General features: G+C 61.6%; 17 protein-coding genes. 14 read left to right on the top strand and 3 right to left on the bottom strand.

Features of this window, described 5'->3' with window-relative positions:
* Window positions 1-4 precede the first annotated feature (4 nt).
* Window positions 5-1306 (bottom strand): esterase family protein, encoded by a 1302-nt coding sequence (locus tag BJD99_RS03325; protein WP_084345365.1) that lies wholly within the window; start codon window positions 1304-1306, stop codon window positions 5-7.
* Between the two features lie 197 nt (window positions 1307-1503).
* On the opposite strand from BJD99_RS03325, the gene BJD99_RS03320 reads away from it, so the two are divergent.
* The 4 genes from BJD99_RS03320 to gndA all read left to right on the top strand — a co-directional run bounded on the left by BJD99_RS03320 (window position 1504) and on the right by gndA (window position 6505).
* Window positions 1504-1920 (top strand): BlaI/MecI/CopY family transcriptional regulator, encoded by a 417-nt coding sequence (locus tag BJD99_RS03320; RefSeq protein ID WP_084345364.1) that lies wholly within the window; start codon window positions 1504-1506, stop codon window positions 1918-1920.
* 25 nt (window positions 1921-1945) lie between these two features.
* Window positions 1946-2908 (top strand): M56 family metallopeptidase, encoded by a 963-nt coding sequence (locus tag BJD99_RS03315; RefSeq protein WP_084345363.1) that lies wholly within the window; start codon window positions 1946-1948, stop codon window positions 2906-2908.
* Between the two features lie 280 nt (window positions 2909-3188).
* On the top strand, window positions 3189-4880 hold the full coding sequence (locus BJD99_RS03310) for a DEAD/DEAH box helicase (protein ID WP_084345362.1): 1692 nt from the start codon (window positions 3189-3191) through the stop codon (window positions 4878-4880).
* A 173-nt stretch (window positions 4881-5053) separates the two neighbouring features.
* Window positions 5054-6505: an NADP-dependent phosphogluconate dehydrogenase gene (gndA, locus tag BJD99_RS03305; RefSeq protein ID WP_084345361.1), complete on the top strand. Its 1452-nt coding sequence runs from the start codon at window positions 5054-5056 to the stop codon at window positions 6503-6505.
* 90 nt (window positions 6506-6595) lie between these two features.
* On the opposite strand, the gene BJD99_RS03300 is transcribed toward gndA, so the two are convergent.
* Window positions 6596-7096 (bottom strand): DUF4262 domain-containing protein, encoded by a 501-nt coding sequence (locus BJD99_RS03300; protein WP_256895447.1) that lies wholly within the window; start codon window positions 7094-7096, stop codon window positions 6596-6598.
* A gap of 138 nt (window positions 7097-7234) precedes the next feature.
* Between BJD99_RS03300 and BJD99_RS03295 the strand changes: the two genes are divergently transcribed.
* From BJD99_RS03295 to BJD99_RS03250, 10 genes are all read left to right on the top strand, one after another.
* Window positions 7235-8530 carry a DEAD/DEAH box helicase gene (locus tag BJD99_RS03295; RefSeq protein ID WP_084345359.1) on the top strand — a complete coding sequence of 432 codons (1296 nt, stop codon included), beginning with the start codon at window positions 7235-7237 and terminating at the stop codon, window positions 8528-8530.
* A complete protein-coding gene (locus BJD99_RS03290) occupies window positions 8527-9393 on the top strand; it encodes a DMT family transporter (RefSeq protein ID WP_084345358.1) in 867 nt (288 codons plus the stop codon). Before BJD99_RS03295 ends, BJD99_RS03290 begins: the two co-directional genes overlap by 4 nt.
* A gap of 18 nt (window positions 9394-9411) precedes the next feature.
* Complete coding sequence (locus tag BJD99_RS03285; protein WP_084345357.1) at window positions 9412-10848, top strand: GuaB1 family IMP dehydrogenase-related protein; 1437 nt, start codon at window positions 9412-9414, stop codon at window positions 10846-10848.
* 124 nt (window positions 10849-10972) lie between these two features.
* Window positions 10973-11188 carry a hypothetical protein gene (locus BJD99_RS03280; RefSeq protein ID WP_084345356.1) on the top strand — a complete coding sequence of 72 codons (216 nt, stop codon included), beginning with the start codon at window positions 10973-10975 and terminating at the stop codon, window positions 11186-11188.
* Between the two features lie 3 nt (window positions 11189-11191).
* Window positions 11192-12574, top strand: a complete 1383-nt coding sequence (locus BJD99_RS03275) for a hemolysin family protein (RefSeq protein WP_084345355.1) — start codon at window positions 11192-11194, stop codon at window positions 12572-12574.
* The gene (locus BJD99_RS03270) at window positions 12567-13688 is read left to right on the top strand and encodes a hemolysin family protein (protein ID WP_084345354.1); all 1122 of its coding nucleotides are present in this window, start codon (window positions 12567-12569) and stop codon (window positions 13686-13688) included. The genes BJD99_RS03275 and BJD99_RS03270 overlap by 8 nt, the downstream gene beginning before the upstream one ends.
* A 23-nt stretch (window positions 13689-13711) precedes the next feature.
* Window positions 13712-14638: a 3-methyladenine DNA glycosylase gene (locus BJD99_RS03265; RefSeq protein ID WP_256895445.1), complete on the top strand. Its 927-nt coding sequence runs from the start codon at window positions 13712-13714 to the stop codon at window positions 14636-14638.
* 63 nt (window positions 14639-14701) lie between these two features.
* On the top strand, window positions 14702-16876 hold the full coding sequence (locus BJD99_RS03260; RefSeq protein ID WP_084345353.1) for a malate synthase G: 2175 nt from the start codon (window positions 14702-14704) through the stop codon (window positions 16874-16876).
* A gap of 21 nt (window positions 16877-16897) precedes the next feature.
* The gene (locus BJD99_RS03255) at window positions 16898-18628 is read left to right on the top strand and encodes a substrate-binding domain-containing protein (protein WP_256895443.1); all 1731 of its coding nucleotides are present in this window, start codon (window positions 16898-16900) and stop codon (window positions 18626-18628) included.
* 2 nt (window positions 18629-18630) lie between these two features.
* A complete protein-coding gene (locus BJD99_RS03250; RefSeq protein WP_084345352.1) occupies window positions 18631-19770 on the top strand; it encodes a metallophosphoesterase in 1140 nt (379 codons plus the stop codon).
* Between the two features lie 2 nt (window positions 19771-19772).
* Here the strand turns inward: BJD99_RS03250 and gcvP are convergent, their stop codons facing one another.
* The gene (gene gcvP / locus BJD99_RS03245) at window positions 19773-22652 is read right to left on the bottom strand and encodes an aminomethyl-transferring glycine dehydrogenase (RefSeq protein ID WP_084345351.1); all 2880 of its coding nucleotides are present in this window, start codon (window positions 22650-22652) and stop codon (window positions 19773-19775) included.
* Window positions 22653-22725: the final 73 nt, after the last annotated feature.

The raw sequence follows: 22725 nt of genomic DNA, 5'->3' as shown, positions 1-22725 counted from the left end.
TTGCTCACGAGATCAGTCCCACTCTCTGCATCAGCCACGGTAATTGCTCTTTCAGACCTTCGGACCAGACGGCGAAACTGTGACCGCCCGGCACCTCGGCGTAACGGACGTCCATCCCTGCTGCCTGAGCGGCCTCGTACACCGCCTTCTGTCCTGGCTTGTAGTCGTTGTCGTCAGCTCCGACGACGAAGGCGCCTCCAGAATCGGGAAACCGTCTCGTCTTCATCAGATCCATCGGATTGACTGCCACGAATGCTGCGTCGTTCCCCCCGAACACGTCGTTCACAGTTCGGTTTCGATCGCCGAGCGTCGGCTCGAGCTGACCCGACAGATCGAGAAATGTCGGATAGACATCAGGAAAATTTGTGGCCATCTGCAGTGAGCACGTCCCGCCGTACGACAATCCCCCGATCGTCCAACTGCGCGGGTTCGGATCGACTTGGAGCGCGGATGTAAACCAGCTAGGCACGTCCTTGGACAGGTACGTCGCTACATTTCCCAGGGGCGAATCCACGCAGAGCGGATTGGCAAGCGCTGAGCCAGTGGCGTCCGCGACCACGACCACCGGTGCAAGACCGTCGTGGTCGCGCGCAAATGCGTCCATCGTTTCGGTCAGCTTGCCCCCGTTCAGCCAATCCTCGGGCTCCCCCGGTTGGCCGGCAAGGAGCACAAGAACCGGCAAGAGTGGGCGCGGATCGACGAAGTAGGCCGGCGGCAGGTACACCTGCGCATCTCGCGCGCTGAATTCCGAGGCAGTTGCCGGAATGGACACCGAGGTCAGTTTGCCGGCGGGCGGCATGTCGGCCGGAAGATTCCAGGACTTGTCCAGTGGATCGCCGGTGATCACGCTGGGTTCTGGTCCGGGTAGATCCGAGAGGGAGATTCGATCGGCCGAATCGACCCCGAACACCGTCCCGACCGTGGGATATGCCGAGAACACCAGGTTTACCTGCATGGATGCCACGAGAACGACCAGTAGCGCAGCGAGAACCGACACTGCTCTACCCAGCAACCCCAACGCCACCATCGTTCTGGGCACCACCAGCAGCAATGCGGCAGTTCCGACTGCGATCCATACGTAGATCTCGACCTCGATCGGATCCGGAAATGGCCGCCACACCTTCTCCACGACGTAATAAAGAGAGAATCCGAACACGGAGGCCACCACGATCACGATCGGTACCGCGCGCAGGAGGTACCACCGTCGCCTCGACACCAGTAACCACAGGGCGCCGAGGAGGCCGAGAATCGACACCAAGATCGGCGTGGTGCCGCTGATCAGTGAAAGAGACGCGATCGAGTGCACTCCACCCCTTCCTGCACGTCGAAGACTGGACTTCGATGAAGTTCTGACATCACTGCAGGATAGGCATGTCGCGATACGAAATTGGGACTGTCGATGAATTCGCCACGCAACAAGTTCCACCACGCTGCAATTGAGATCACAGAGTTACTACATGGAGTAGTACGCATTTGCGTCGGACTACCCGTAGACTTGGTGGAATGGCAGGTCTAGGCGAACTCGAGCGTGCAGTAATGGATCATCTCTGGGATTCCACAGAACCACAGACTGTTCGACAGGTGCACGAGGCGCTCGCCGCACATCGTGAACTGGCGTACACAACGGTGATGACCGTGCTCCAGCGGCTTGCCAAAAAGCAGCTGGTAGTTCAACAGCGCGATGACCGAGCGCACCGCTATGCCCCACTTCACAGCCGCGATGAGTTGGTTGCGAGCCTTATGGTGGACGCTCTCGCGCAGGCACCCAAGTCCGGTGGACGAGCCGCAGCATTGGTTCACTTCGTCGGCCAAGTGGGGGCAGACGAAGCAGCGGCTCTCCGAGAAGCGCTGGCGGCTCTGGAACTGGCACAATCGGATGTACATTCGACATCACACGTCGGAGCGCCGCAATCCGATTGACCCCTGCCATCGGTTAGTGAGGACCATGAACTCCACCACTGCGCTGGTCTTCGCGGTACTCGCACTCCTTCTTGCAGGTCCCGTTCCTGCTGTGTTCAGTCGTGCAACATGGCCCTACCGCGCGCCGCGTGCAGCTCTCGTCCTCTGGCAAGCAATTGCCATCGCTGCGGTGCTCTCGGCGTTCAGCTCGGGGTTGGCCATCGGTGGCCTACTGTTGGTCCCCGGTCCGGACGGCCGTCCAACCACCGCTCCGACAGATGAAATCGAAGCACTTGGCTTGCCGTTGTGGATCCTGTACGTGGTGGTGCTGGCAATCACCCTGAGCATCGGCGCCAAGCTGGTGTTCTCCTTCGTTCAAGTATTCGTCCGAACACGGCGTCGGCGGGCTCGACATCGCGTTTTGGTCGACCTGCTCGATCGCAGCAGTGACTCCGGACGTCCGTTCCCAGGCGTGCGTAACGCGGATATACGTGTTCTCGACGCCGTGGAACCGATCGCCTATTGCCTCCCAGGCCTTCGTCAACGCGTGGTGCTCAGCGAGGGTGTGTTGACCAACCTCAACAGGTCCGAGATCACGGCAATCCTCAGTCACGAACGGTCACATCTACGTTCTCGTCACGATCTCGTCCTCGAGGCGTTCACAGCAGTCAACGAGGCTTTTCCACGCATAGTCCGAAGTCGATCCGCACTCGGTAGCGTGCAGCTGCTCGTCGAACTGTTGGCCGACGACTCCGCCGTCAAAGTCACCGGGCCAACACCGCTGGCTCGGGCACTCGTGACGTGTGCCGGATCGACCGCTCCGCGTGGTGCACTTGCGGCAGGCGGCCCTAGCACCCTGATCAGGGTGCGGCGTCTCGGTGGTGCTCGCACCGACATCCGCATCAGTATCGCCGCGTACCTCGCCGCCGCGATCATTTTGGTTCTGCCGACAATTTTCGTCGCGATGCCGTGGCTCGACGAACTTGGCCGGCTCCTCGGCTCGAGCTAGCCGTGTCGTTCGGTCGTGAAAGTAGGACAGCTCACATATTTCGAGTCGATGAATCGAAGAACGGTCGCGTACAGTAGTCCTAGGTCGCCATCGCGGCCTAGTAATTCGATAAGGCACAAACAGCCCCACTCTGCGCGAAGTTCAACTGCGCAAGGATGGCCAGGTGACAGTGCCCTGGCTCGTCTCTATGTGATCTAGCTGTTTTATGTGCCCTTCTCCTGCGGGTGTTTTCTCAGCTGTGGCTTCGTGGCGTGCCCGTAATCCGGAGAGGTTCTACTGCGTGACTCACGCTGTTTCGACTAGTACACCAACTACACCCACCGCCGAAGAAGTACCGACCACGGTCGTCACCTTCGCCGAGCTCGGACTTCCCGAGGCGGTAGTGGCCGCTTTGGCCCGCAACTCCATCACCGTGCCTTCGCCGATCCAGGCCAAAGCACTCCCCGACGCGATTGCCGGGAAGAATGTCCTTGGACGTGCACAGACAGGTTCGGGTAAGACCCTGGCGTTCGGTCTTCCGATCCTTGCTCGCCTCGCACAGCACACGGACAGGCCCGCAGCCAAGCGTCCTCGCGCGCTGGTGCTGGTTCCGACCCGTGAGCTTGCTTTCCAGGTCGTGGACTCCCTGCTCCCCTACGCAAATGCGCAGGGTCTTCGGTTGCTTGCTGCGGTTGGCGGCACGCCGTTCAACAAGCAGGTCGAGCAGCTTCGCCGAGGAGTCGACGTTCTCGTCGCGACACCAGGGCGTCTTGCCGATCACCTACGCCAGAGCACCTGCATTCTCGACTCCATCGAGATCACTGCCCTCGACGAGGCCGACCAGATGGCCGACATGGGTTTCCTTCCCGAGGTGCGCGCCGTTCTTGCGGACACACCGGCCGATGGACAGCGAATGCTGTTCTCCGCCACCCTCGATCGTGAAGTCCAGTCACTCGTTCGCCAGTTCCTCCCCGATCACGTCGAGCACTCGACGCAGGACGGCAAGGCGAGCGTCAACACGATGGATCACTACATGCTGATGGTCGATCGCGGCCAAAAGGATGTCGTTCTCTCCGAGATCGGTGCCCGCGACGGCAGGACGATCATGTTCGCTCGGACCAAACTCGGATGCGATGGCATCACCGACCGCCTTCGCGCTCTCGGCATCGCTGCAGAGTCGCTACACGGCGGCAAGGCACAGAACCAGCGCACCCGCGTTCTGGAGCGTTTCAAGGCCGGGCGCACGCCTGTCTTGGTCGCAACGGACGTTGCGGCCCGAGGAATTCACGTCGATGGAATCGATCTGGTCGTACACGTCGATCCGCCCGCCGACCACAAGGACTACCTTCACCGCGCGGGCCGTACCGCCCGTGCCGGCGAAAAGGGCACAGTCGTCGCGATAGTCCTGCCGAACCAGCGTCGACAGGTTCAGCGTCTGACCGGCATGGCTGGAGTCAAGGCGACTTCGGTCAACGTCGCACCAGGCTCGGCCGAGCTCAACAGCATTACCGGAGCGAAGAAGCCCACGGGCGACCCATTGCGCGCCGAAAGCAGTGCCCCCAGGGACCGGCGCGACAGCCGCCCTCGTACCGGCGGCTACCAGGGTGACCGCCCCCGTACCGGCGGCTACCAGGGTGACCGCCCCCGTACCGGCGGCTACCAGGGTGACCGCCCTCGCACCGGCGGCTACCAGGGTGACCGGTCGACTTCAGGTGGATACCAGGGCGATCGGTCGAGTTCGGGTGGATACCAGGGTGACCGTCCTCGCACCGGCGGCTACCAAGGTGACCGTCCCCGTACCGGTGGATACCAGGGTGACCGACCGAGCTCGGGTGGATACCAGGGTGACCGTCCTCGCACCGGCGGCTACCAAGGTGACCGTCCTCGTACGCAGTCGACATTCGTCCGCGAAGAGTCGAAGACGAGCGGATTTCGTAGCCGCACCGATCGCCGCTCGTACGACGGCTTCGATGGGCCTGCGCGCGATCACTGATAGCTGATCTAAGTCGTTAAAAATGGAGGGCACTGCTTCGCAAGAAGCAGTGCCCTCCATTTTTGGTTGCTGCGTCCGTCTGAGCTCTGTCCGGCAACAAATTTCGCTGACTGGATTGAGGCGATGCGCGTGCCTGGCTTTCGTTTGTGCGCTCGGCAAGGAAAGCTGTACTCATGACCTCAGCAGTGGACTCGTCAGAACTCGCCCAGATAGGCGTCACCGGCCTTGCAGTGATGGGCTCGAACATCGCCAGGAACTTCGCGCATCACGGCCACACGGTTGCGCTTCACAATCGCAGTATTTCCAAAACGGATGCACTCCTCGAAGCGCACGGTAGCGAAGGCAAGTTCATTCGCACCGAGACGATCGAAGAATTCGTCGCCGCACTGCAGAAGCCTCGCCGAGTCTTGATCATGGTCAAAGCCGGCGAGCCGACCGACGCTGTGATCGAAGAACTCGCCGGTGCCATGGAACAGGGTGACATCATCATCGACGGCGGAAACGCACTCTACACAGACACGATCAGACGCGAAGCTTCACTGAAGGAGCGTGGACTGCTGTTCGTCGGCGCAGGAATCTCCGGTGGCGAAGAAGGCGCACTCAACGGCCCGTCGATCATGCCCGGTGGTCCGGTCGAGTCCTATAAGGCACTCGGCCCGCTCCTCGAATCCATTGCGGCACAGGTGGACGGAACACCGTGCTGCACTCACATCGGCCCGGACGGCTCCGGCCACTTCGTCAAGATGGTGCACAACGGCATCGAGTACGCCGACATGCAGTTGATCGGCGAGGCGTACAACCTGTTCCGTGACGCGCTGGACTACTCACCCGCCAAGGTTGCGGACGTATTCACCGAGTGGAACAAGGGTGACCTCGAAAGTTACCTGGTCGAGATCACAGCGGAGGTCCTTCGACAGGTCGACGCGAAAACTGGCCAGCCGTTGGTCGACGTCATCGTAGACGCTGCCGAGCAGAAGGGCACCGGCCGGTGGACGGTCAAGGCCGCTCTCGACCTCGGTGTGCCGGTGACCGGTATCGCCGAAGCCGTGTTTGCACGCGCACTCTCCGGCTCGCGCACGCAGCGCGAGGCCGCTGTGGGGTTGGCGTCGGGCGTACTCGCAGACAAGCCGACCGATGCCGAGCAGTTCACACACGACATCAGTCGGGCGTTGTATGCATCCAAGATCGTTGCGTATGCGCAGGGGTTCGATCAGATCGCGGCAGGCAGCACCGAGTACGACTGGAACCTTCACCCGGGTGATCTCGCCACGATCTGGCGCGGAGGCTGCATCATCCGTGCACGCTTCCTCAACCGAATCAAAGATGCGTACGAAGACAATTCCTCGCTTCCGAGCTTGATTCTCGCGCCGTACTTCCGTGACGCGATCGAAGACGCAATCGACAGCTGGCGCCGCGTCGTCATCACCGCGGCGTCACTCGGTATTCCGGTGCCTGCCTTCGCCTCTTCGCTGGCCTACTACGACGCACTTCGCGCCGAGCGGCTCCCAGCCGCCCTGACTCAGGGCCAGCGAGATTTCTTCGGTGCGCATACCTACGAGCGCATCGATTCCGAGGGCAAGTTCCACACGCTCTGGAGCGGTGACCGAAGCGAAGTTCAAGCCTGAGCTGAACCGAACACGGCTGTAGGGTGCGATGGCAACCACTTGTCGATGGTTGCCATCGCACCGTCGCCCACCTTGATCCGCAAGTCGGATTCAGTCGTAGAGACCCCAGCCCAACGGTGTTCCGAGGATGGGTTGCACGATCGTCGACGACACGTCGCCTTCCCACGGCAAGTCCCCCTGGGAGTCACGCCACACGGCCTGGACCGCGCGGATCCGATCTGATGGGTACACCTCGGAAGCCATGAGTAGCCACTCGTCGCAGTACGTCACGTCGACGAAATGGAAGTCGAAACCAGCTGCCGTGCATTCCATGCCGGGATCGAAGGCCCGACCGCCGAGTATCACCCGCCTGGCCAGCGTGTTCAACGCGGCGGCGGATTCCCCGGGTGATCGCCCCGTCACGATCAACTCGGGGTGTCCGAGGGCCGTCAAACCGACTGTGTAGCAGAAAGCCGGTTCGATCACTCCAGCATTGTCCGGATCGAAATTCGAATTCACCTCCGAATTGACATACTGCAAAGCCCAGCCGTGGCGGTCCACAAGGCCGTGCACGTTTTGCACGTAGTCCGCCATCGACTGCCCGTCACACATTGCACACATAGCTCCCCCAAGCTTGTCGGGATCCAACTGCGAATAAACCGGCCGGATCAACTCTGTCGAACGTATGTTCGTATCGAGTATGATTGCCTGTGGCACCGACAGAAACTTCCCGGGCGGTACTGTTCCGCTATGCCCCGTTCCGAAACGTCGTTTGCCGATTTGGGGCTCCGACCTGTCGTGGTCCATGCTCTGCGTCGAGTCGGTATCGATGTTCCGTTCGACATTCAGACGGCAGCGATCCCCGATGCCCTTGCCGGACAAGACATTCTCGGTCGCGCGCCGACCGGATCGGGAAAGACCCTTGCATTCGGATTACCGATGCTCCAGCGACTGTCGGGTGCGAGCAGCCGCCCGAAGTGTCCCCGCGGATTGGTACTGGTTCCGACACGCGAGTTGGCATTGCAAATAGAGCGGGCGCTGGAGGAACCGGCACTCGCGTTGGGCGTCCGAGTGATGGGAATTGTCGGCGGGGTGCCGATGAAACGCCAGTCCGAGCGCCTCATGCGCGGCGTCGACGTCGTTGTGGCTACCCCAGGACGTCTCGAAGATCTCATCCAGCACGCCGCTGTCTCGCTCGCCGACATTGCCATCACAGTGGTGGACGAGGCTGATCGGATGGCCGATCTAGGCTTTCTGCCGCAGGTGCGAAAGCTCGTGGACCGCACCCCGAAAGGTGGACAGCGCATGCTGTTCTCGGCCACCCTCGATGGAGATGTCGACGACCTGGTGCAGCGGTACTTCGACTCCCCCGCCATTCACTCCGCCGAGCCACCCCCACTCGCCCAGGCGACCATGAAACACCTCTTCTTCCGTGTGGCAGACATCGACAAGAATTCGATTGCACTGCGGATCGCGGCGCGAACAGGGCGAACCATGATCTTTCTGCGCACCAGGCATGCGGTGGATCGATTCACCGCATCCCTGCGCGAAGTCGGCGTGCCTGCACTCGCGTTGCACGGTGACAAATCTCAGGCCAGTCGAACCAGAACTCTCGCTGCATTTGCGGATGGTTCGGTTCCTGTCCTGGTCGCCACCGACGTCGCGGCCCGTGGCCTGCACGTCGATGGAATTACCCTTGTCGTGCACGTGGACCCTCCGGCTGATGCGAAGGATTACACGCATCGCGCCGGGCGGACGGCGCGGGCAGGCGAGATCGGCACCGTCGTCACGCTGGTCACCGATAGCCAGCAATCGCAGGTCGCGACGCTTGCCGCCGAAGCCGGAATCGTGGCCGAGTTCACCGAGGTGACCGCATCGAGTCCAGCACTGACCGAATCCACGGGTGCGCAGGCACCTCCGGGATCGCCAGTCGTCGAGGTGCTACCCACGGTCGGCCAGAGCGGGCCCCCACGCGAGGTGGATCGCCGAAAGCGCCCGGTGCCGCGGCGTACCAGGGACAAGCCAGGTCGATCGGGTCGCCGATGAACGGACTTCCGGTGTTGTCGATCGTACTGGCGCTGATTGCAGCATTCCTGTTCGCTTGCGCGTCGGTCGCTCAACAAAGTGCTGCCGCGGCGGTGCCCGAGGGTCGATCGCTGATCGCCACCCTCATCCGAAGCCCACGGTGGTGGGCCGGTCTCTGCGGAGACATCGGAGGTTACGGATTTCAGGTTGCTGCACTGTGGGTCGGCTCGGTCCTCATAGTGCAACCCTTGATCGTCTCGATGCTGCTGTTCGCATTGCCTCTGTCGGCCAAATTCGCCGGATACCGGATGACGCGTACGACATGGGTGTGGGCGGTGTCCTTGGCAGCCGCGCTCGCGGTGTTCATCGTCGTCGGTGACCCGACGGAGGGAAACTCCGATGCGCCGTTCTCCGAGTGGATGATTCCGTTGGCCATTGCATCGGGGCTCGTGTTGGCCGTCACTATTACTGGATTGTTGTCGACCAATCCGGGTCGGCGGGCACTGCTGCTGGGTGCGGCCGGAGGAGTGCTCTTCGGGATTGCCGTGGCGTTGACGAAGTACGTCACCGATCTGCTGGGAACCGATATCGCCGAAGCAGTCACTGCCTGGCAGACGTACGCACTCGTCGGGTGCGGAGTCCTCGGCTTCTACCTCCAGCAGCGCGCTTTCCAGTCCGGACCGTTGTCTGCTTCGCTTCCGGCTATCACCATCGGAGAACCGTTCGGAGCCGCGTTTCTCGGAATCACCGTCCTGGACGAACGAGTTCGCGACGACGCGTTCTCCTTGGCTGTCATTGCGATCTGCGTGACAGTGATGGTCGTTGCAACAGTTGCCCTCTCACGAGCACAGGCAAAGGTCGGCGAACACCCTATTGCGCGATGACGGGTAGGCTGACCCAACGTGCAGTTCCTCGATGGCCAACATCCGCCCCATGACCTGACGTACGACGATGTTTTCCTCGTCCCGAACCGAACCGATGTCACTTCTCGGTTCGATGTCGATCTCTCCACTGTCGACGGATCGGGCACAACCATCCCCATCGTCGTCTCGAACATGACCGCGGTCTCGGGCCGCAGAATGGCCGAGACCGTTGCTCGTCGGGGTGGCATTGCCGTTCTTCCTCAGGATCTACCGACCGCAGCCGTGGCCGAGACCGTCGCGTTCGTCAAGAGCCGGGATCTGATCGCAGACACTCCGGTCGTACTCGGTCCTGATGCGTCGGTGTCGGACGCACTTTCCTTGATGCACAAGAGGGCACACGGCGCGGTAGTCGTAGTGGAAGGCGGCCGACCCATCGGTGTCGTCACCGAGTCGACCTGTGCGGACGTCGACCGGTTCGCCAGACTGCAATCGGTCGCCACGACCGACTTCGTCACGGTGCCGTCCGATGCGTCCCCGCGAGTGATCTTCGATGCGTTGGATGCCGCACATGAGGGACTTGCCGTTCTGATCGGACCGGATGGGGCGCTAGTCGGTGTGTTGACGCGCACCGGAGCAATCCGCACCGGCATTTACGCGCCCGCTGTCGACGGATCGGGGCGACTGCGCGTCGCGGCGGCTGTCGGAATCAACGGCGACGTCGCGGCGAAGGCTCAGGCACTCGTCGAGGCCGGTGCTGACTTACTCGTAATCGACACTGCTCACGGTCACCAGAAAAAGATGCTCGACGCTTTGGCTTCGGTTCGGTCTCTCGATCTCGGTGTTCCACTCGCGGCAGGCAATGTCGTTTCCGCTACAGCGACTCGAGATCTCGTGGCCGCCGGCGCGAACATCGTCAAGGTCGGCGTCGGGCCAGGAGCAATGTGCACGACACGGATGATGACCGGAGTCGGTCGACCACAATTCTCGGCCGTTGCCGAGTGCTCCGAGGCTGCCGCCCAAGTGGGTGCCTCGGTGTGGGCCGACGGTGGGGTACGCCATCCCCGGGACGTCGCGCTCGCATTGGCAGCGGGTGCGGCAAACGTGATGATCGGGTCATGGTTCGCCGGCACTTACGAGTCCCCGGGCGATCTTCGGGTCGATTCCGCGGGCAACGCGTACAAGGAGAGCTTCGGAATGGCGTCCAAGCGCGCCGTCGCTGCTCGCACGGTGGCCGATAGTGCGTTCGATCGCGCGAGGAAGGCACTGTTCGAAGAGGGAATCTCCAGTTCGCGGATGCGTTTGGACCCGGATCGCCCCGGTGTCGAGGATCTCATCGACTACATCTGTTCCGGAGTTCGAAGCACATGTACCTATGCAGGTGCCCGCACCCTTCCAGAACTTCACGAGCGCGCCGTGCTCGGTGTGCAGTCGGCGGCTGGCTTCGCCGAAGGTCGCCCGCTTCCATCCGGGTGGTGATCTGTGACGGCGGTCGGTTCGGCCCGAGATCCGACCTCGTGCCCGACTGCCGGTAGAATGGCGGCTCACGCTAACAACTCACTTCCGCCGATCGATTCGTAGCGGAACAACAGAAGGGAACAAGGTGCCTGAGGCACCCGTCATCACCAGCACCGAGACTGCTCCGACCGAGTCCGGTGACGAGGGCTCCACTTCGGAGGGCTCCTCTATCGAGCCGGGAGACAAACCCGGCGATCCATCGTTCAAGCTGACTCCACACCGCGGCGGGGTGACATTCGGCCGCGGCGCACTTGCCTCCGGCCAGGGTGCGATGCTCCTGTCGGAACTTCGGCGGCGGTAGCGGATGGACATCGTAATCAGCGTCGCGGGCCTCCTTGGGTTCGTGGCTCTTACCGCAGGTACCGCGTTGTTCGTGGCAGCCGAATTCTCTCTGACAGCGCTCGAGAAGAGCACAGTCGACTCGTCGGTGAGCACCGTCGGAGATGCGCGCTCGCGTCAGGTCCAACGTGCACACCGAACGCTGTCGTTCCAGCTCTCCGGGGCCCAGCTCGGCATCACCATCACCACACTCATCACCGGCTATCTCGCCGAACCCGTCCTCGCCGGCTTCTTCGTCCCGGTTTTGACTGCACTGGGCGCATCCACCTCTGTTGCATCCGCTGTGTCGTTGGCCGCGGCACTGATCATCGCGACGTCGTTTTCGATGATCTTCGGTGAACTGGTCCCGAAAAACATCGCAATCGCGATGCCGATGGGAACTGCGAGGGCGACAGCAGGCGCAATGTCTGGGTTCTCGATGGTATTTCGCTGGGCGATCAACGGACTCAACGGCTCTGCCAACTGGCTGGTGCGCAGACTCGGACTCGAACCTGCCGAAGAATTACGCTCGGCGAGATCAGCGAGTGAGCTGGGATCGCTCGTGCGCACGTCTGCGCGGCAAGGATCCCTCGATGAGGGCACGGCCAGACTCGTCGGCCGATCACTGAAGTTCGGCGAACGATCCGCGGAGGAATTGATGACACCCCGGGTCAAAGTCGAGTCACTGTCGGTGTCCGACTCGGTATCCGACCTCATCGAAACGGCAGCTAGAACTGGCTTTTCGCGTTTCCCGGTTGTCGACGGAGACCTCGATGACACTGTTGGTGTCGTACACATCAAACACGCTTTCACCGTGCCTATAGCGAAACGTGCCGATACTCGCCTGGACTCTCTCGCGCAGGATGTGCCGGTCGTGCCGTCGAGTCTCGACGGAGATTCGGTGATGGAGCGCGTTCGTTCCGACGGAATGCAAGTTGCCCTTGTAGTCGATGAATATGGTGGCACCGCGGGTTTGGTGACCATGGAAGACCTGATCGAGGAGATCATCGGCGACGTCAGGGACGAACATGACGAGCCAGAGATCGACGTCCAGCGGTTCGGGGACAGTTGGCTGTGCTCGGGACTGCTCCGAATCGACGAGGTGGCAGCCGCGACCGGGTATCGAGCGCCGGAAGGCGAGTACGACACCATCGGCGGACTCGTGTTGACCGAACTGGGACGTATTCCTGTCGAAGGTGACCGCGTGATCATGCCCGATCCACCCGAGGAAGACCCTGCCGATGCACACGGTGGATGGGCGGGCCGAGTCACCAGAATGGATGGCAGACGAATCGATCGAGTGATGTTGCAACCGGTCGGCCCCGACGTGATAGAGCAGATTCGATCGGAGGAGAGGACTCGTGGGTGACTACCTCTCCGTATTGCTCGCCGTTCTCCTCCTCGGCGGCAATGCGTTTTTCGTGGGCGCCGAGTTCTCACTGATTTCGGCGCGCCGCGACCGACTGGAATCCTTGCTTGCGCAAGGAAAGAAGAACGCAAAATCGGTAATCGAGGCCAGTCAGAATCTGTCCCTCATGCTTGCCGCGGCTCAGCTGGGAATCACTATCTGTTCCATCCTTCTCGGCCGCGTCGGCGAGCCGGCGGTGGCACACCTGATCGAGAAGCCACTCGATCTCATCGGAATCCCGGAAAGCCTGCTGCACCCGATCGCCTTCGCCATCGCATTGGCGCTGGTCGTGGTGTTGCACATCCTCATCGGCGAAATGGTCCCGAAGAACATCGCGATCGCAGGCCCGGAGAAGACGGCAATGCTGCTCGTTCCGATCCATCTGATGTTCATCAAACTCGCCAAACCGCTGATTTCGTTCTACAACATGTGTGCCAACCTCACGTTGCGTGCACTGCGCATCGAGCCCAAAGACGAGTTGGATTCGTCGGTGTCCGCCATCGAGCTCTCGCAGATGATCGGTGAGTCACGATCGGAAGGTCTCATCGACGAGGAGGAGCACCGGCGCCTCACCCAGGCGCTGGAGATCTCCGGCCGGACGGTGGCGGAGGTGCTCATTCCATCCGCCAAGGTCCGCAGCGTGCGTCTCTCCGGCCTCGAACCCGGTTCGGGTCCCACGCTCGGATCCGTCGAGGAGGCAGTGATCGCCACCGGCTTCTCGCGTTACCCGGTGCAAGCCGAGGATGGATCGATGGTCGGATATCTCCATCTGAAGGACGTTCTGAGCTACATGCTCGACGATGCTGCTGGTCCGGAGACGGTCATACCGCGTTCCGAGGTACGAAGGCTGCCAGTGGTCACCTCCGAGACGATGCTGGACGACGCGCTGACTCGACTTCGGCGTGCCAGCAGTCACCTGGGCGCGGTGAGCGATTCGTCAGGCACGACGATCGGGATCGTGGCACTGGAAGACTTGGTAGAGGAGTTCGTCGGAACCGTCCGCGACGGCACGCACCGTATCGCAGGGCCGTCACCGGGCCAGTCTTCGCCGGCACGTTCCGGTGGCGAAAACTGAAAGATGACGAGCACCGACCGATGATGCAGACCTCAGCGACCGAGATGTCGGCGACGTTGACGGAGCCGGACTGGACGAACAGACGTGCGGACCACTCGGCTCGGGTAGACCGCTTGATCGGCGCCTACCTGCACAATCGGGCACAGGGCAATACACATCCGGTACTCGACTTCTTGTTCACCTATTACAGCTACAAACCCGGCCACCTGAAGCGTTGGAACCCAGGTTTCGAGGTGGTCCTAACCGGTGAAGCCGCTCAGGACTACGCAGCGTTCGCGTCCTACGAACCCGTCGACGGACCGGACTTCGGGTATCGGGTACGGCGCTCTCTGGTCGAGCAGCGGCGTTCGGCCATCATGTTCACCCGGGACCTCCTCGAGGCGACCATGACCCGTCAACCCAATCTGGGGTGTTTCGGGCTCCATGAGTGGGCGATGGTCTATAGGGGCGGACAGGCCGCCTTGCGACACGGGTCGGTGCCGCTTCGGCTCGGCTACGACGGCACCGATGCGGTGGTCGAGTCCATGAAGATTCGCTGCACGCACTATGACGCGTTCAGGTTCTTCACCCCCGACGCCGCCCCCAAGAATTTTCTCGACCTGTCCCCGGCAAGCAGGACCGAACGAGAGCAACCTGGTTGTGTGCATGCGAGCATGGATCTGTACAAGTGGAGCTACAAACTCTCACCGTTGATCGACTCGAACCTTGTGCTCGACTGTTTCGAACTTGCGCTCGATGCTCGGACGGTCGATATGCGCGCGAGTCCGTACGACCTCTCCGACTATGGCCTGTCGCCTATCGCGATCGAAACACCGTCCGGTCGGGCAGAGTATGTGCGCGCGCAAACCGACCTGTCGGCCAGGGCTGCCCCTCTCCGTTCGGAGCTGGCGATGCGATGCCAGAATCTACTGGTGAGCGGCGGGTACAGTGCCCGACTTACTGCCGAGTAACATTGAAGCCGATGTCGTTTTATCGCCCTTCTGGGCGCCCAGACCGGAAAGAGTGAGGAATTCATGACTGAGCGAGTTCGTGTCGGTGGTCTTCAAGTCGCCAAGGTGCTGTACGACTTCGTACAGAACGAGGCACTTCCGGGTACAGGTGTGCAATCGGATGCGTTCTGGTCCGGTGCCGAAGCGGTAATCTCCGATCTCTCCCCCAAGAACAAGGCGCTCTTGGACGTACGCGAAGAGATTCAGGGCAAGGTCGACGCCTGGCACGGTGAGCATGCCGGAATCGACTACGACCGTGCGGCGTACAAGTCGTTCCTGAAGGAAATCGGCTACCTCGTCGACGAATCCGCCGACTTCGACGTCGCCACCACAGGCGTCGACACGGAAATCACGTCGACGGCCGGACCACAGCTCGTCGTGCCCGTTCTCAACGCTCGGTTCGCGATCAATGCATCGAATGCCCGTTGGGGCTCGCTGTACGACGCGCTGTACGGCACAGATGCCATCCCCGAAGCGGACGGCGCAGAGAAGGGCACCTCCTACAACAAGGTTCGCGGCGACAAGGTCATCGCCTTCGCTCGCGATTTCCTCGACGAGGCGGCGCCCTTGGCGTCCGGGTCACATGTCGGATCGACCGGATACGTCGTCGACGCGGTTTCGCTGACAGTGACCCTCGCCGACGGAACCACCACCGGCCTCAAAGATCCGGCGCAGCTACTCGGATACCACGGGACGCCGGATGCACCCACAGCAATTCTGTTCGTACACAACGGCTTGCATTTCGAGATTCAGATCGACCCTACGAGCCCGATCGGTGCTACCGACGCGGCGGGCGTGAAGGACGTGCTGCTCGAATCGGCAGTCACGACCATCATGGACTTCGAGGACTCGGTCGCGGCCGTGGACGCCGACGACAAGGTTCTCGGCTACCGCAACTGGCTCGGATTGATGAGAGGCGATCTTTCCGAGGACGTTTCCAAGGGCGGGAAGACGTTCACTCGCGTTCTGAACCCTGATCGCACGTACACCGGAGTCGACGGGTCATCTGTCACACTTCACGGACGCTCACTGTTGTTCGTCCGCAACGTCGGACATCTGATGACCTCGGATGCCATTCTTGACGCCGACGGCAACGAAGTTCCCGAGGGCATCCTCGATGCGCTGTTCACCTCGCTCACCGGAATGCACTCGTTGACCGCAGACAACCTCCTCTCGAACAGCCGAACCGGTTCGCTGTACATCGTCAAGCCGAAGATGCACGGACCCGATGAGGTTGCGTTCACAGCAGAGCTCTTCGGCCGCGTCGAGCAGGTGCTCGGATTGCCGGAGAACACCCTCAAGGTCGGCATCATGGACGAAGAGCGTCGCACCACGGTCAACTTGAAGGCCTCGATCCTGGCAGCCAAGGAGCGGGTGGTCTTCATCAACACCGGCTTCCTCGACCGCACCGGCGACGAGATTCACACGTCGATGGAGGCCGGCGCAATGGTCCCCAAGGGCGAGATGAAGGCTCAGAAGTGGATCTCGGCGTACGAGGACTTCAACGTCGATACCGGCCTTGCGGCGGGAATGACGGGTAAGGCGCAGATCGGCAAGGGCATGTGGGCAATGCCCGATCTCATGCACGACATGCTCGAGCAGAAGATCAACCATCCGAAGGCCGGCGCCAACACCGCATGGGTTCCTTCCCCCACCGCGGCCACTTTGCACGCGTTGCATTACCACAAGGTCGACGTCTTCGCCCGCCAGCTCGAATTGGCACAGGCCAAGCGCGCGACCGTCGACGAGATCCTCGAGATTCCGCTTGCTCCAGCCACCGACTGGAGCGACGAGCAGAAGCAGAAGGAAATCGACAACAGCGCACAGTCGATTCTCGGCTACGTCGTACGGTGGATCGATCACGGTGTCGGTTGCTCCAAGGTGCCCGACATCAACGACATTGCCTTGATGGAAGATCGCGCGACCCTGAGGATTTCGAGCCAGTTCATCGCGAACTGGTTGCGCCACGGCATCGTCACCGAGGATCAGGTCCGTGCGAGCCTCGAACGCATGGCCCCCATCGTCGACCGCCAGAATGCGTCCGACCCGACGTACAAGAACCTGGCTCCGGACTTCGATACCAACATCGCGTTCCAGGCCGCCAGCGAGCTGATCTTCCAAGGGGCCAAGCAGCCGAGCGGATACACCGAGCCGATTCTGCATCGACGCAGACGCGAGTACAAGGCCGCGAGCAACTGACGGTCTCGTAACCCTTCGCACGTGGGTGATCATCGCGACTCCGGCGGAATACGGAGTATCAGCAAAGGCCCATTGTTCATGGCGGGCGCCATCATCGTGGTGGTGCTCGCCGTGTTCGGGTGGTTCGAATTGCGTGATCGGATAGCCGATCAGGGTGCTGCGGCGGCGGAGACCTGCGTCGAGGGTGCCGAGACTTTGTCGGTCACGGTAGATCCCGATATCGCCTCGCAGATTACCGACCTCGCGACGCGGTTCGCCGCCACCGGGCCCGTCGTTCGCGATCATTGCATTTCTGTCGCGGTGGAGGTCGAGGATTCGACTGCCATCGCCGGCGCACTGGCAGCAGGAGAGCAGAACTGGGACCCCTCTGCTCTCGGGCCGATCCCTGCTCTGTGGTTACCACGTTCTTCCAACTCGGTCACCGCGCTTCCGGCTGGAACCGTCGACGGGACGCCGAAAACGATTGCGAGCACCCCTGTTGTGCTCGCGAGTCCTCCGCAGTTGACTGCAGCATTGCAAGCTAAGGGTGTCGGGTGGGCCGATCTCCCTGCACTGCAGAGCAATCCGGAGTCGTTGCTCGGCCTCTCCCTCCCAGGATGGGGTGGGCTCCGGATGCAACTCCCTGTCGGACCGGACTCCGATGCGACGACAGCCGTTCTCGCCGCCGTCGGATCGTCGGCAACGCCCGCCTCCGATGTTCAGACGTCAACACTGCAGCTACCCCTGAAATCGCAGACGCGATCTGCTTTGGCCGCCCTCGCGACGACAGACCGCGGGATTCAAGCAGCGGTACCCGATTCGACGGATATGGCGTTGTCCGGGTTGGCAGGCAAGCTCTCACCCGACGCCGACTTCCATTCGGTTCCGGTGACCGAACAACAACTCGGTACGTCCGGTCAGAACGAACTGACGGGATACGCACCACCCGGATCGACGGTGTCGATCGACTATCCGTCGGTCATCATGTCCGGGTCGTGGGTGAACGAAACGCTCAGGCGTGCCGGCGCCCAGTTCGTCGAGTTCATCTTGCAGGCAGAGAACTCGAAGATGTTCACCGACGCGGGTTACAACGCTCCTGGATCGTCACCGCTCGGAGCCCCAACCGGACCCGACGTCCGCACAGCCATGCTCGACGCTGTGACGAATCCTGCAACAGAGCGTCGAGCGACCGTTGTCATGGATGTATCGGCATCGATGGACACCGACGAAGGTGGTCGATCGCGTCTGCAGAACATCGCATCTGCACTCACCGCACAGTTCGACGCAGTCATCGATTCGACCGAACTGGGTTTGTGGTCCGACAGCAAGGATCTGGACGAGGATCGTCCGTATCGGATATTGGTTCCCACCGGCACGGTGTCCGAACAGCTTTCTGCCGGTAGCAGACGGCAAGCGCTCGTTGCGGCGGCACAGAGCCTGAAACCCGAGAACGTAGCCTCGACCTACCCGTCGATGACAGCGGCATACCGTGCTGCGCTCGAAGGATTCGTCCCGGGGAGACCGAACAGCATCGTCCTTGTCACCGACGGCCCGAACGACGATTCAGCTGAATCGTCCGAGAGTGAGTTGACCGATATCACCAAGCTTGTCGATCCGGCCAGACCTGTAGCGGTCGATGTCATATCGATCGGAACCATTGCCGATAAAGCGGACTTGGAGGCGGTGTCCACGGTCACCGGAGGCACGTTCACCACCGTTCCGTCGTCGGACGGGTCCGACCTAGCTGCACTTCTCGGAAAGTTCTTGTACTGAACATGACTCGACTTCTTGCATTCGGTGTCTTCCTCGCATTGGTGTGCCTGGTGATTCATCTCCGTTTCGTGCGCGGAACGCGACTCCCGCGACCCTATTCTTTTGTCGCAGACGCCCTTCTCGCAATCATGTGGGCTCTGGCCCTGGTGGGTATCGGATCGGGCGAGTTGTTCGATCCGAGTTGGGCTCGCGCGCCGGGATTCCTAGGACTCACCTGGCTTGCTGTGATTCTGTATCTGGTACTGGGAACCCTGCTCGTCGGGGTTGTCACCCTCGGGATGCGGATCGTGTCATCGCTGCGTGGACACGAATCCGGGGCTATCCGGTTTCGGGTGAACAGGCTTGGTTCTGCTCTGGTTGCTGCCGCGTCCGTCGTCGCAGTCGCGTATGGAGTAGTCGAAGCAAGCGAACCGCGGATCACCAATACCACTGTTGCCCTCGAGCGACTTCCGGCGGAATTCGACGGGCTGCGAGTGGCCTTGGTGTCCGATCTTCATGTCGGACCTGCCCGCGGGGAACCCTTCGTTCAGAAGGTCGTCGACGATATCAATGCGCAGGCGCCGGACCTCATCTTGTTGGACGGTGATCTCATCGATGGGACCGTCGATCTCGTCGGCTCCGATCTGGACCCGCTACGCGAGCTGTCGGCGCCACTGGGCGTCTTCGGAGTCAGTGGCAACCATGAGTTCTACGCCGACGACGGTGGCAAGTGGCTCGACTTGTGGTCGACTCTAGGGATCACCGTTCTGCGAAACGATCGGGAGGAAGTGACGCGAAACGGCGTAAGCATCGACATCGCCGGAATCAACGACGCGACAGCACCCGCGCCTTACGAACCCGATCTGAGCGCTGCCCTCGAAGGGCGTGAGTCCGATCGATTCGTCCTTCTCCTGGCCCACCAACCCAAGCAGGCGCACGAGGCTTCCGACATGGGAGTGGACATGCAAGTGTCCGGACACACCCATGCGGGTCAGATTTGGCCGCTGCGCTATCTGGTGCCGCTACAGCAGCCGAGCGTCGAGGGACTGGACCGAATCGGCGGCACGACCCTGTTCACCACGCGCGGCGCCGGAGCGTGGGGTCCTCCTGTACGAGTTGCAGCACCGCCGGAAATCTCGATGCTGCAACTCGTCGGAGCATAGATTCAGGCGAAGGCCTCGATCGGCGGGCAAGAGCACACCAGGTTTCGATCTCCGTGTGCCCCATCGATTCTTCGCACTGACGGCCAGACCTTCGCCCTTCCGTTCACTGCGTCGGGGAACACTGCCTCGGCCCTCGAATACGGATGATTCCAGTCACCCACGAGGCTCTTCGCAGTGTGCGGCGCACCACGAAGCGGGTTGTCTTCCACTGGCCACTCCCCTGCACCGACTCGATCGATCTCAGCGCGGATCGCGATCATGGCATCGCAGAAGGCGTCGATCTCGTCCAGATTCTCACTCTCTGTCGGCTCGACCATCAAAGTGCCTGCGACGGGGAAGCTCATCGTCGGCGCATGGAACCCATAGTCGGCAAGACGCTTGGCGACATCGTCGACCGTGACGCCAGTCGCTTTGGTCAATCCTCGAAGATCGAGGATGCACTCGTGTGCGACCATCCCGTTGTCGCCGGTGTAGAGAACCGGAAAGTGCTCGTCCAAGCGCTGGGCTATGTAGTTTGCCGACGCGATGGCGGTGAGCGTCGCGCGACGTAGCCCCACCGCGCCCATCATGCGGATGTACGCCCACGTGATGGTGAGGATCGACGCACTGCCGAACGGCGCGCCCGATACTGCGGGACCGCCCCCGAGGTCGGCTCGTAGGGGGTGCCCGGGAAGGTATGGCTGCAGGTGACTGCGTACTCCGATCGGACCGACACCGGGGCCGCCGCCACCGTGCGGAATGCAGAAGGTCTTGTGCAAATTCAGATGGCTTACGTCACCACCGAAACGGCCCGGGCGGGCAAGGCCGACAAGAGCATTCAAGTTTGCCCCGTCCACGTACACCTGACCGCCGGCGTCGTGTACGAGTGCACAGATGTCGTCGATCTCGTGTTCGTAGACGCCGTGGGTGGACGGATAGGTGATCATGATCGCAGCCAACGAACCGGAATGCTGATCGATTTTGGCCCGCAGGTCATCGACGTCGACGTCGCCGTTGCTGCGGCAGGCCACCACGACGACCTTCATACCGACCATGACGGCAGAGGCAGCGTTCGTGCCGTGTGCGCTCGACGGAATCAGGCAGACGTCACGGTGGCTGTCCCCCCGCCCGAGGTGATAGTTACGGATCGCGAGCAATCCTGCATATTCCCCTTGGCTTCCCGCGTTGGGCTGCAGACTGACGGCGTCGTAACCGGTGATGTCGACCAACCACTTCTCGACATCGGCTATGACAGAACGTATTCCCACCGTGTCGTCATCGGGAGCGAAGGGGTGCAACCGTGCGAATTGTGGCCAGGTGATCGACTCCATTTCCGCGGTTGCATTGAGTTTCATCGTGCACGATCCGAGAGGAATCATGCTTCTGTCGAGCGCAATGTCTTTGTCCGAGAGCATTCGCAGGTAACGAAGCATCGAGGTCTCGGATCGGTGTCGAGTGAACGCCGGATGGGTCAAGAACTCCGAAGTTCGCACGAGGTTCGCTGGAATGGACTCGATCGACTCGGAAACGCAGTCACCCGCTTCGAAGGCACTCAGAACGGTGTCGACATGGGCTGTGGTGGTGGCCTCGTCGCAGGACACTCCGACTCTGTCGGCATCGATGAATCGGAGATTGATACCGGCACTCTTTGCCGCATCTACGATGCTCTGCGCGCGTCCCGGAACGATCGCAGTGACCGTGTCGAAGAAATGGTTCGAAACCAGTTTCACGCTAGAATTCGAAAGGCCGTCGGCCAGCCGTCGTGCGTGCGAATTCACTTGGCGCGCAATCGCTCGCAGCCCTTCGCTTCCGTGATAGCTGGCGTACATTGCTGCCACTATCGCCAGCAGAACCTGAGCGGTGCAGATGTTCGAGGTCGCCTTCTCGCGACGGATGTGCTGTTCCCTGGTCTGCAGGGCAAGCCGGTAGGCGAGATCGCCGTCCGCGTCGACGGACACACCGACCAGGCGGCCTGGAAGCTGCCTCGAATGTTTCGAATGCACTGCGAGATAACCGGCATGCGGACCGCCGTAACCCATGGGAACACCGAAACGCTGAGTGGTGCCGAAACAGACGTCCGCACCCGCTTCACCGGGAGGAGTGAGCAAAGTCAGCGCCAACAGGTCCGCCCCGATCGCAACGAGTGCACCTGCTTCGTGTGCTCGCGTGATCGTGTCCGTGTGGTCGACCAACGCACCCGAGGCGCCGGGCGTCTGTGCAAGCACACCGAAGAAGTCGCCTTCGGGGAGGCCTTTGGCCAGATCAGTCGACACCAGCTCGATACCCAGCGGCTCAGCCCTGGTTTGGAGGATCGCACGAGTCTGCGGGAACACATCGATGTCCACGAGGAAACGCGACGACGCCGACTTGCGATTCGCCCGGCGAAGAAGCGTCATGGCCTCAGCGGCCGCAGTCGACTCGTCGAGCATCGACGCGTTGGCCACTTCCATTCCGGTCAGATCGGACACCATCGTTTGAAAGTTGAGCAGCGCCTCCAAGCGACCTTGGCTTATCTCCGGCTGGTAGGGCGTGTAGGCGGTGTACCACGCTGGGTTTTCGAGTATTCCGCGAGTCAACACCGGGGGCGTCAGTGTGTCGTAGTACCCGAGACCGATCATCGACGTCGCCACTGTGTTGCGCGAGGCAAGGGCGGCCAACTCGGCGAGGGCTTGATGTTCACCCACCGGCTCCGGGAGAGTTTCGAGACCGTCACCGATACCTGACGACGACGCAGGATCGAGAATTGACTTGGGCACTGCGCGGGCTGCCAGTTCGTCCAACGACGCGACGCCGACAACGTGAAGTATTCGTTCGAGTTCGTTACTGTCCGGGCCAATGTGCCGGTCGGCGAACAATGCCTTCACCGATTTCGGATCAGCTGTGCTAGAAGAGCTTTCGGTCACGGGGGCGCTCCAAGGTGTGCGTACGACAGGGCCGGATCCTCCCCCTCTGTCGCGTGCTCACCGAAACGAGCGC

The sequence above is a fragment of the Rhodococcus sp. 1163 genome, from assembly GCF_002091985.1.
In the GTDB taxonomy this organism is placed as follows: domain Bacteria; phylum Actinomycetota; class Actinomycetes; order Mycobacteriales; family Mycobacteriaceae; genus Rhodococcoides.
The sequence above is the reverse complement of the archived record's forward strand: the minus strand, read 5'-3'. Positions and strand labels throughout refer to the sequence as shown.

Coding starts and splice junctions, on each gene's coding strand:
- BJD99_RS03320 (WP_084345364.1), top strand. CDS start 1,504: ATGGCAGGTCTAGGCGAACTCGAGCGTGCAGTAATGGATCATCTCTGG.
- BJD99_RS03315 (WP_084345363.1), top strand. CDS start 1,946: ATGAACTCCACCACTGCGCTGGTCTTCGCGGTACTCGCACTCCTTCTT.
- gndA (WP_084345361.1), top strand. CDS start 5,054: ATGACCTCAGCAGTGGACTCGTCAGAACTCGCCCAGATAGGCGTCACC.
- BJD99_RS03300 (WP_256895447.1), bottom strand. CDS start 7,096: ATGTGTGACGGGCAGTCGATGGCGGACTACGTGCAAAACGTGCACGGC.
- BJD99_RS03295 (WP_084345359.1), top strand. CDS start 7,235: ATGCCCCGTTCCGAAACGTCGTTTGCCGATTTGGGGCTCCGACCTGTC.
- BJD99_RS03290 (WP_084345358.1), top strand. CDS start 8,527: ATGAACGGACTTCCGGTGTTGTCGATCGTACTGGCGCTGATTGCAGCA.
- BJD99_RS03275 (WP_084345355.1), top strand. CDS start 11,192: ATGGACATCGTAATCAGCGTCGCGGGCCTCCTTGGGTTCGTGGCTCTT.
- BJD99_RS03265 (WP_256895445.1), top strand. CDS start 13,712: ATGCAGACCTCAGCGACCGAGATGTCGGCGACGTTGACGGAGCCGGAC.
- BJD99_RS03260 (WP_084345353.1), top strand. CDS start 14,702: ATGACTGAGCGAGTTCGTGTCGGTGGTCTTCAAGTCGCCAAGGTGCTG.
- BJD99_RS03250 (WP_084345352.1), top strand. CDS start 18,631: ATGACTCGACTTCTTGCATTCGGTGTCTTCCTCGCATTGGTGTGCCTG.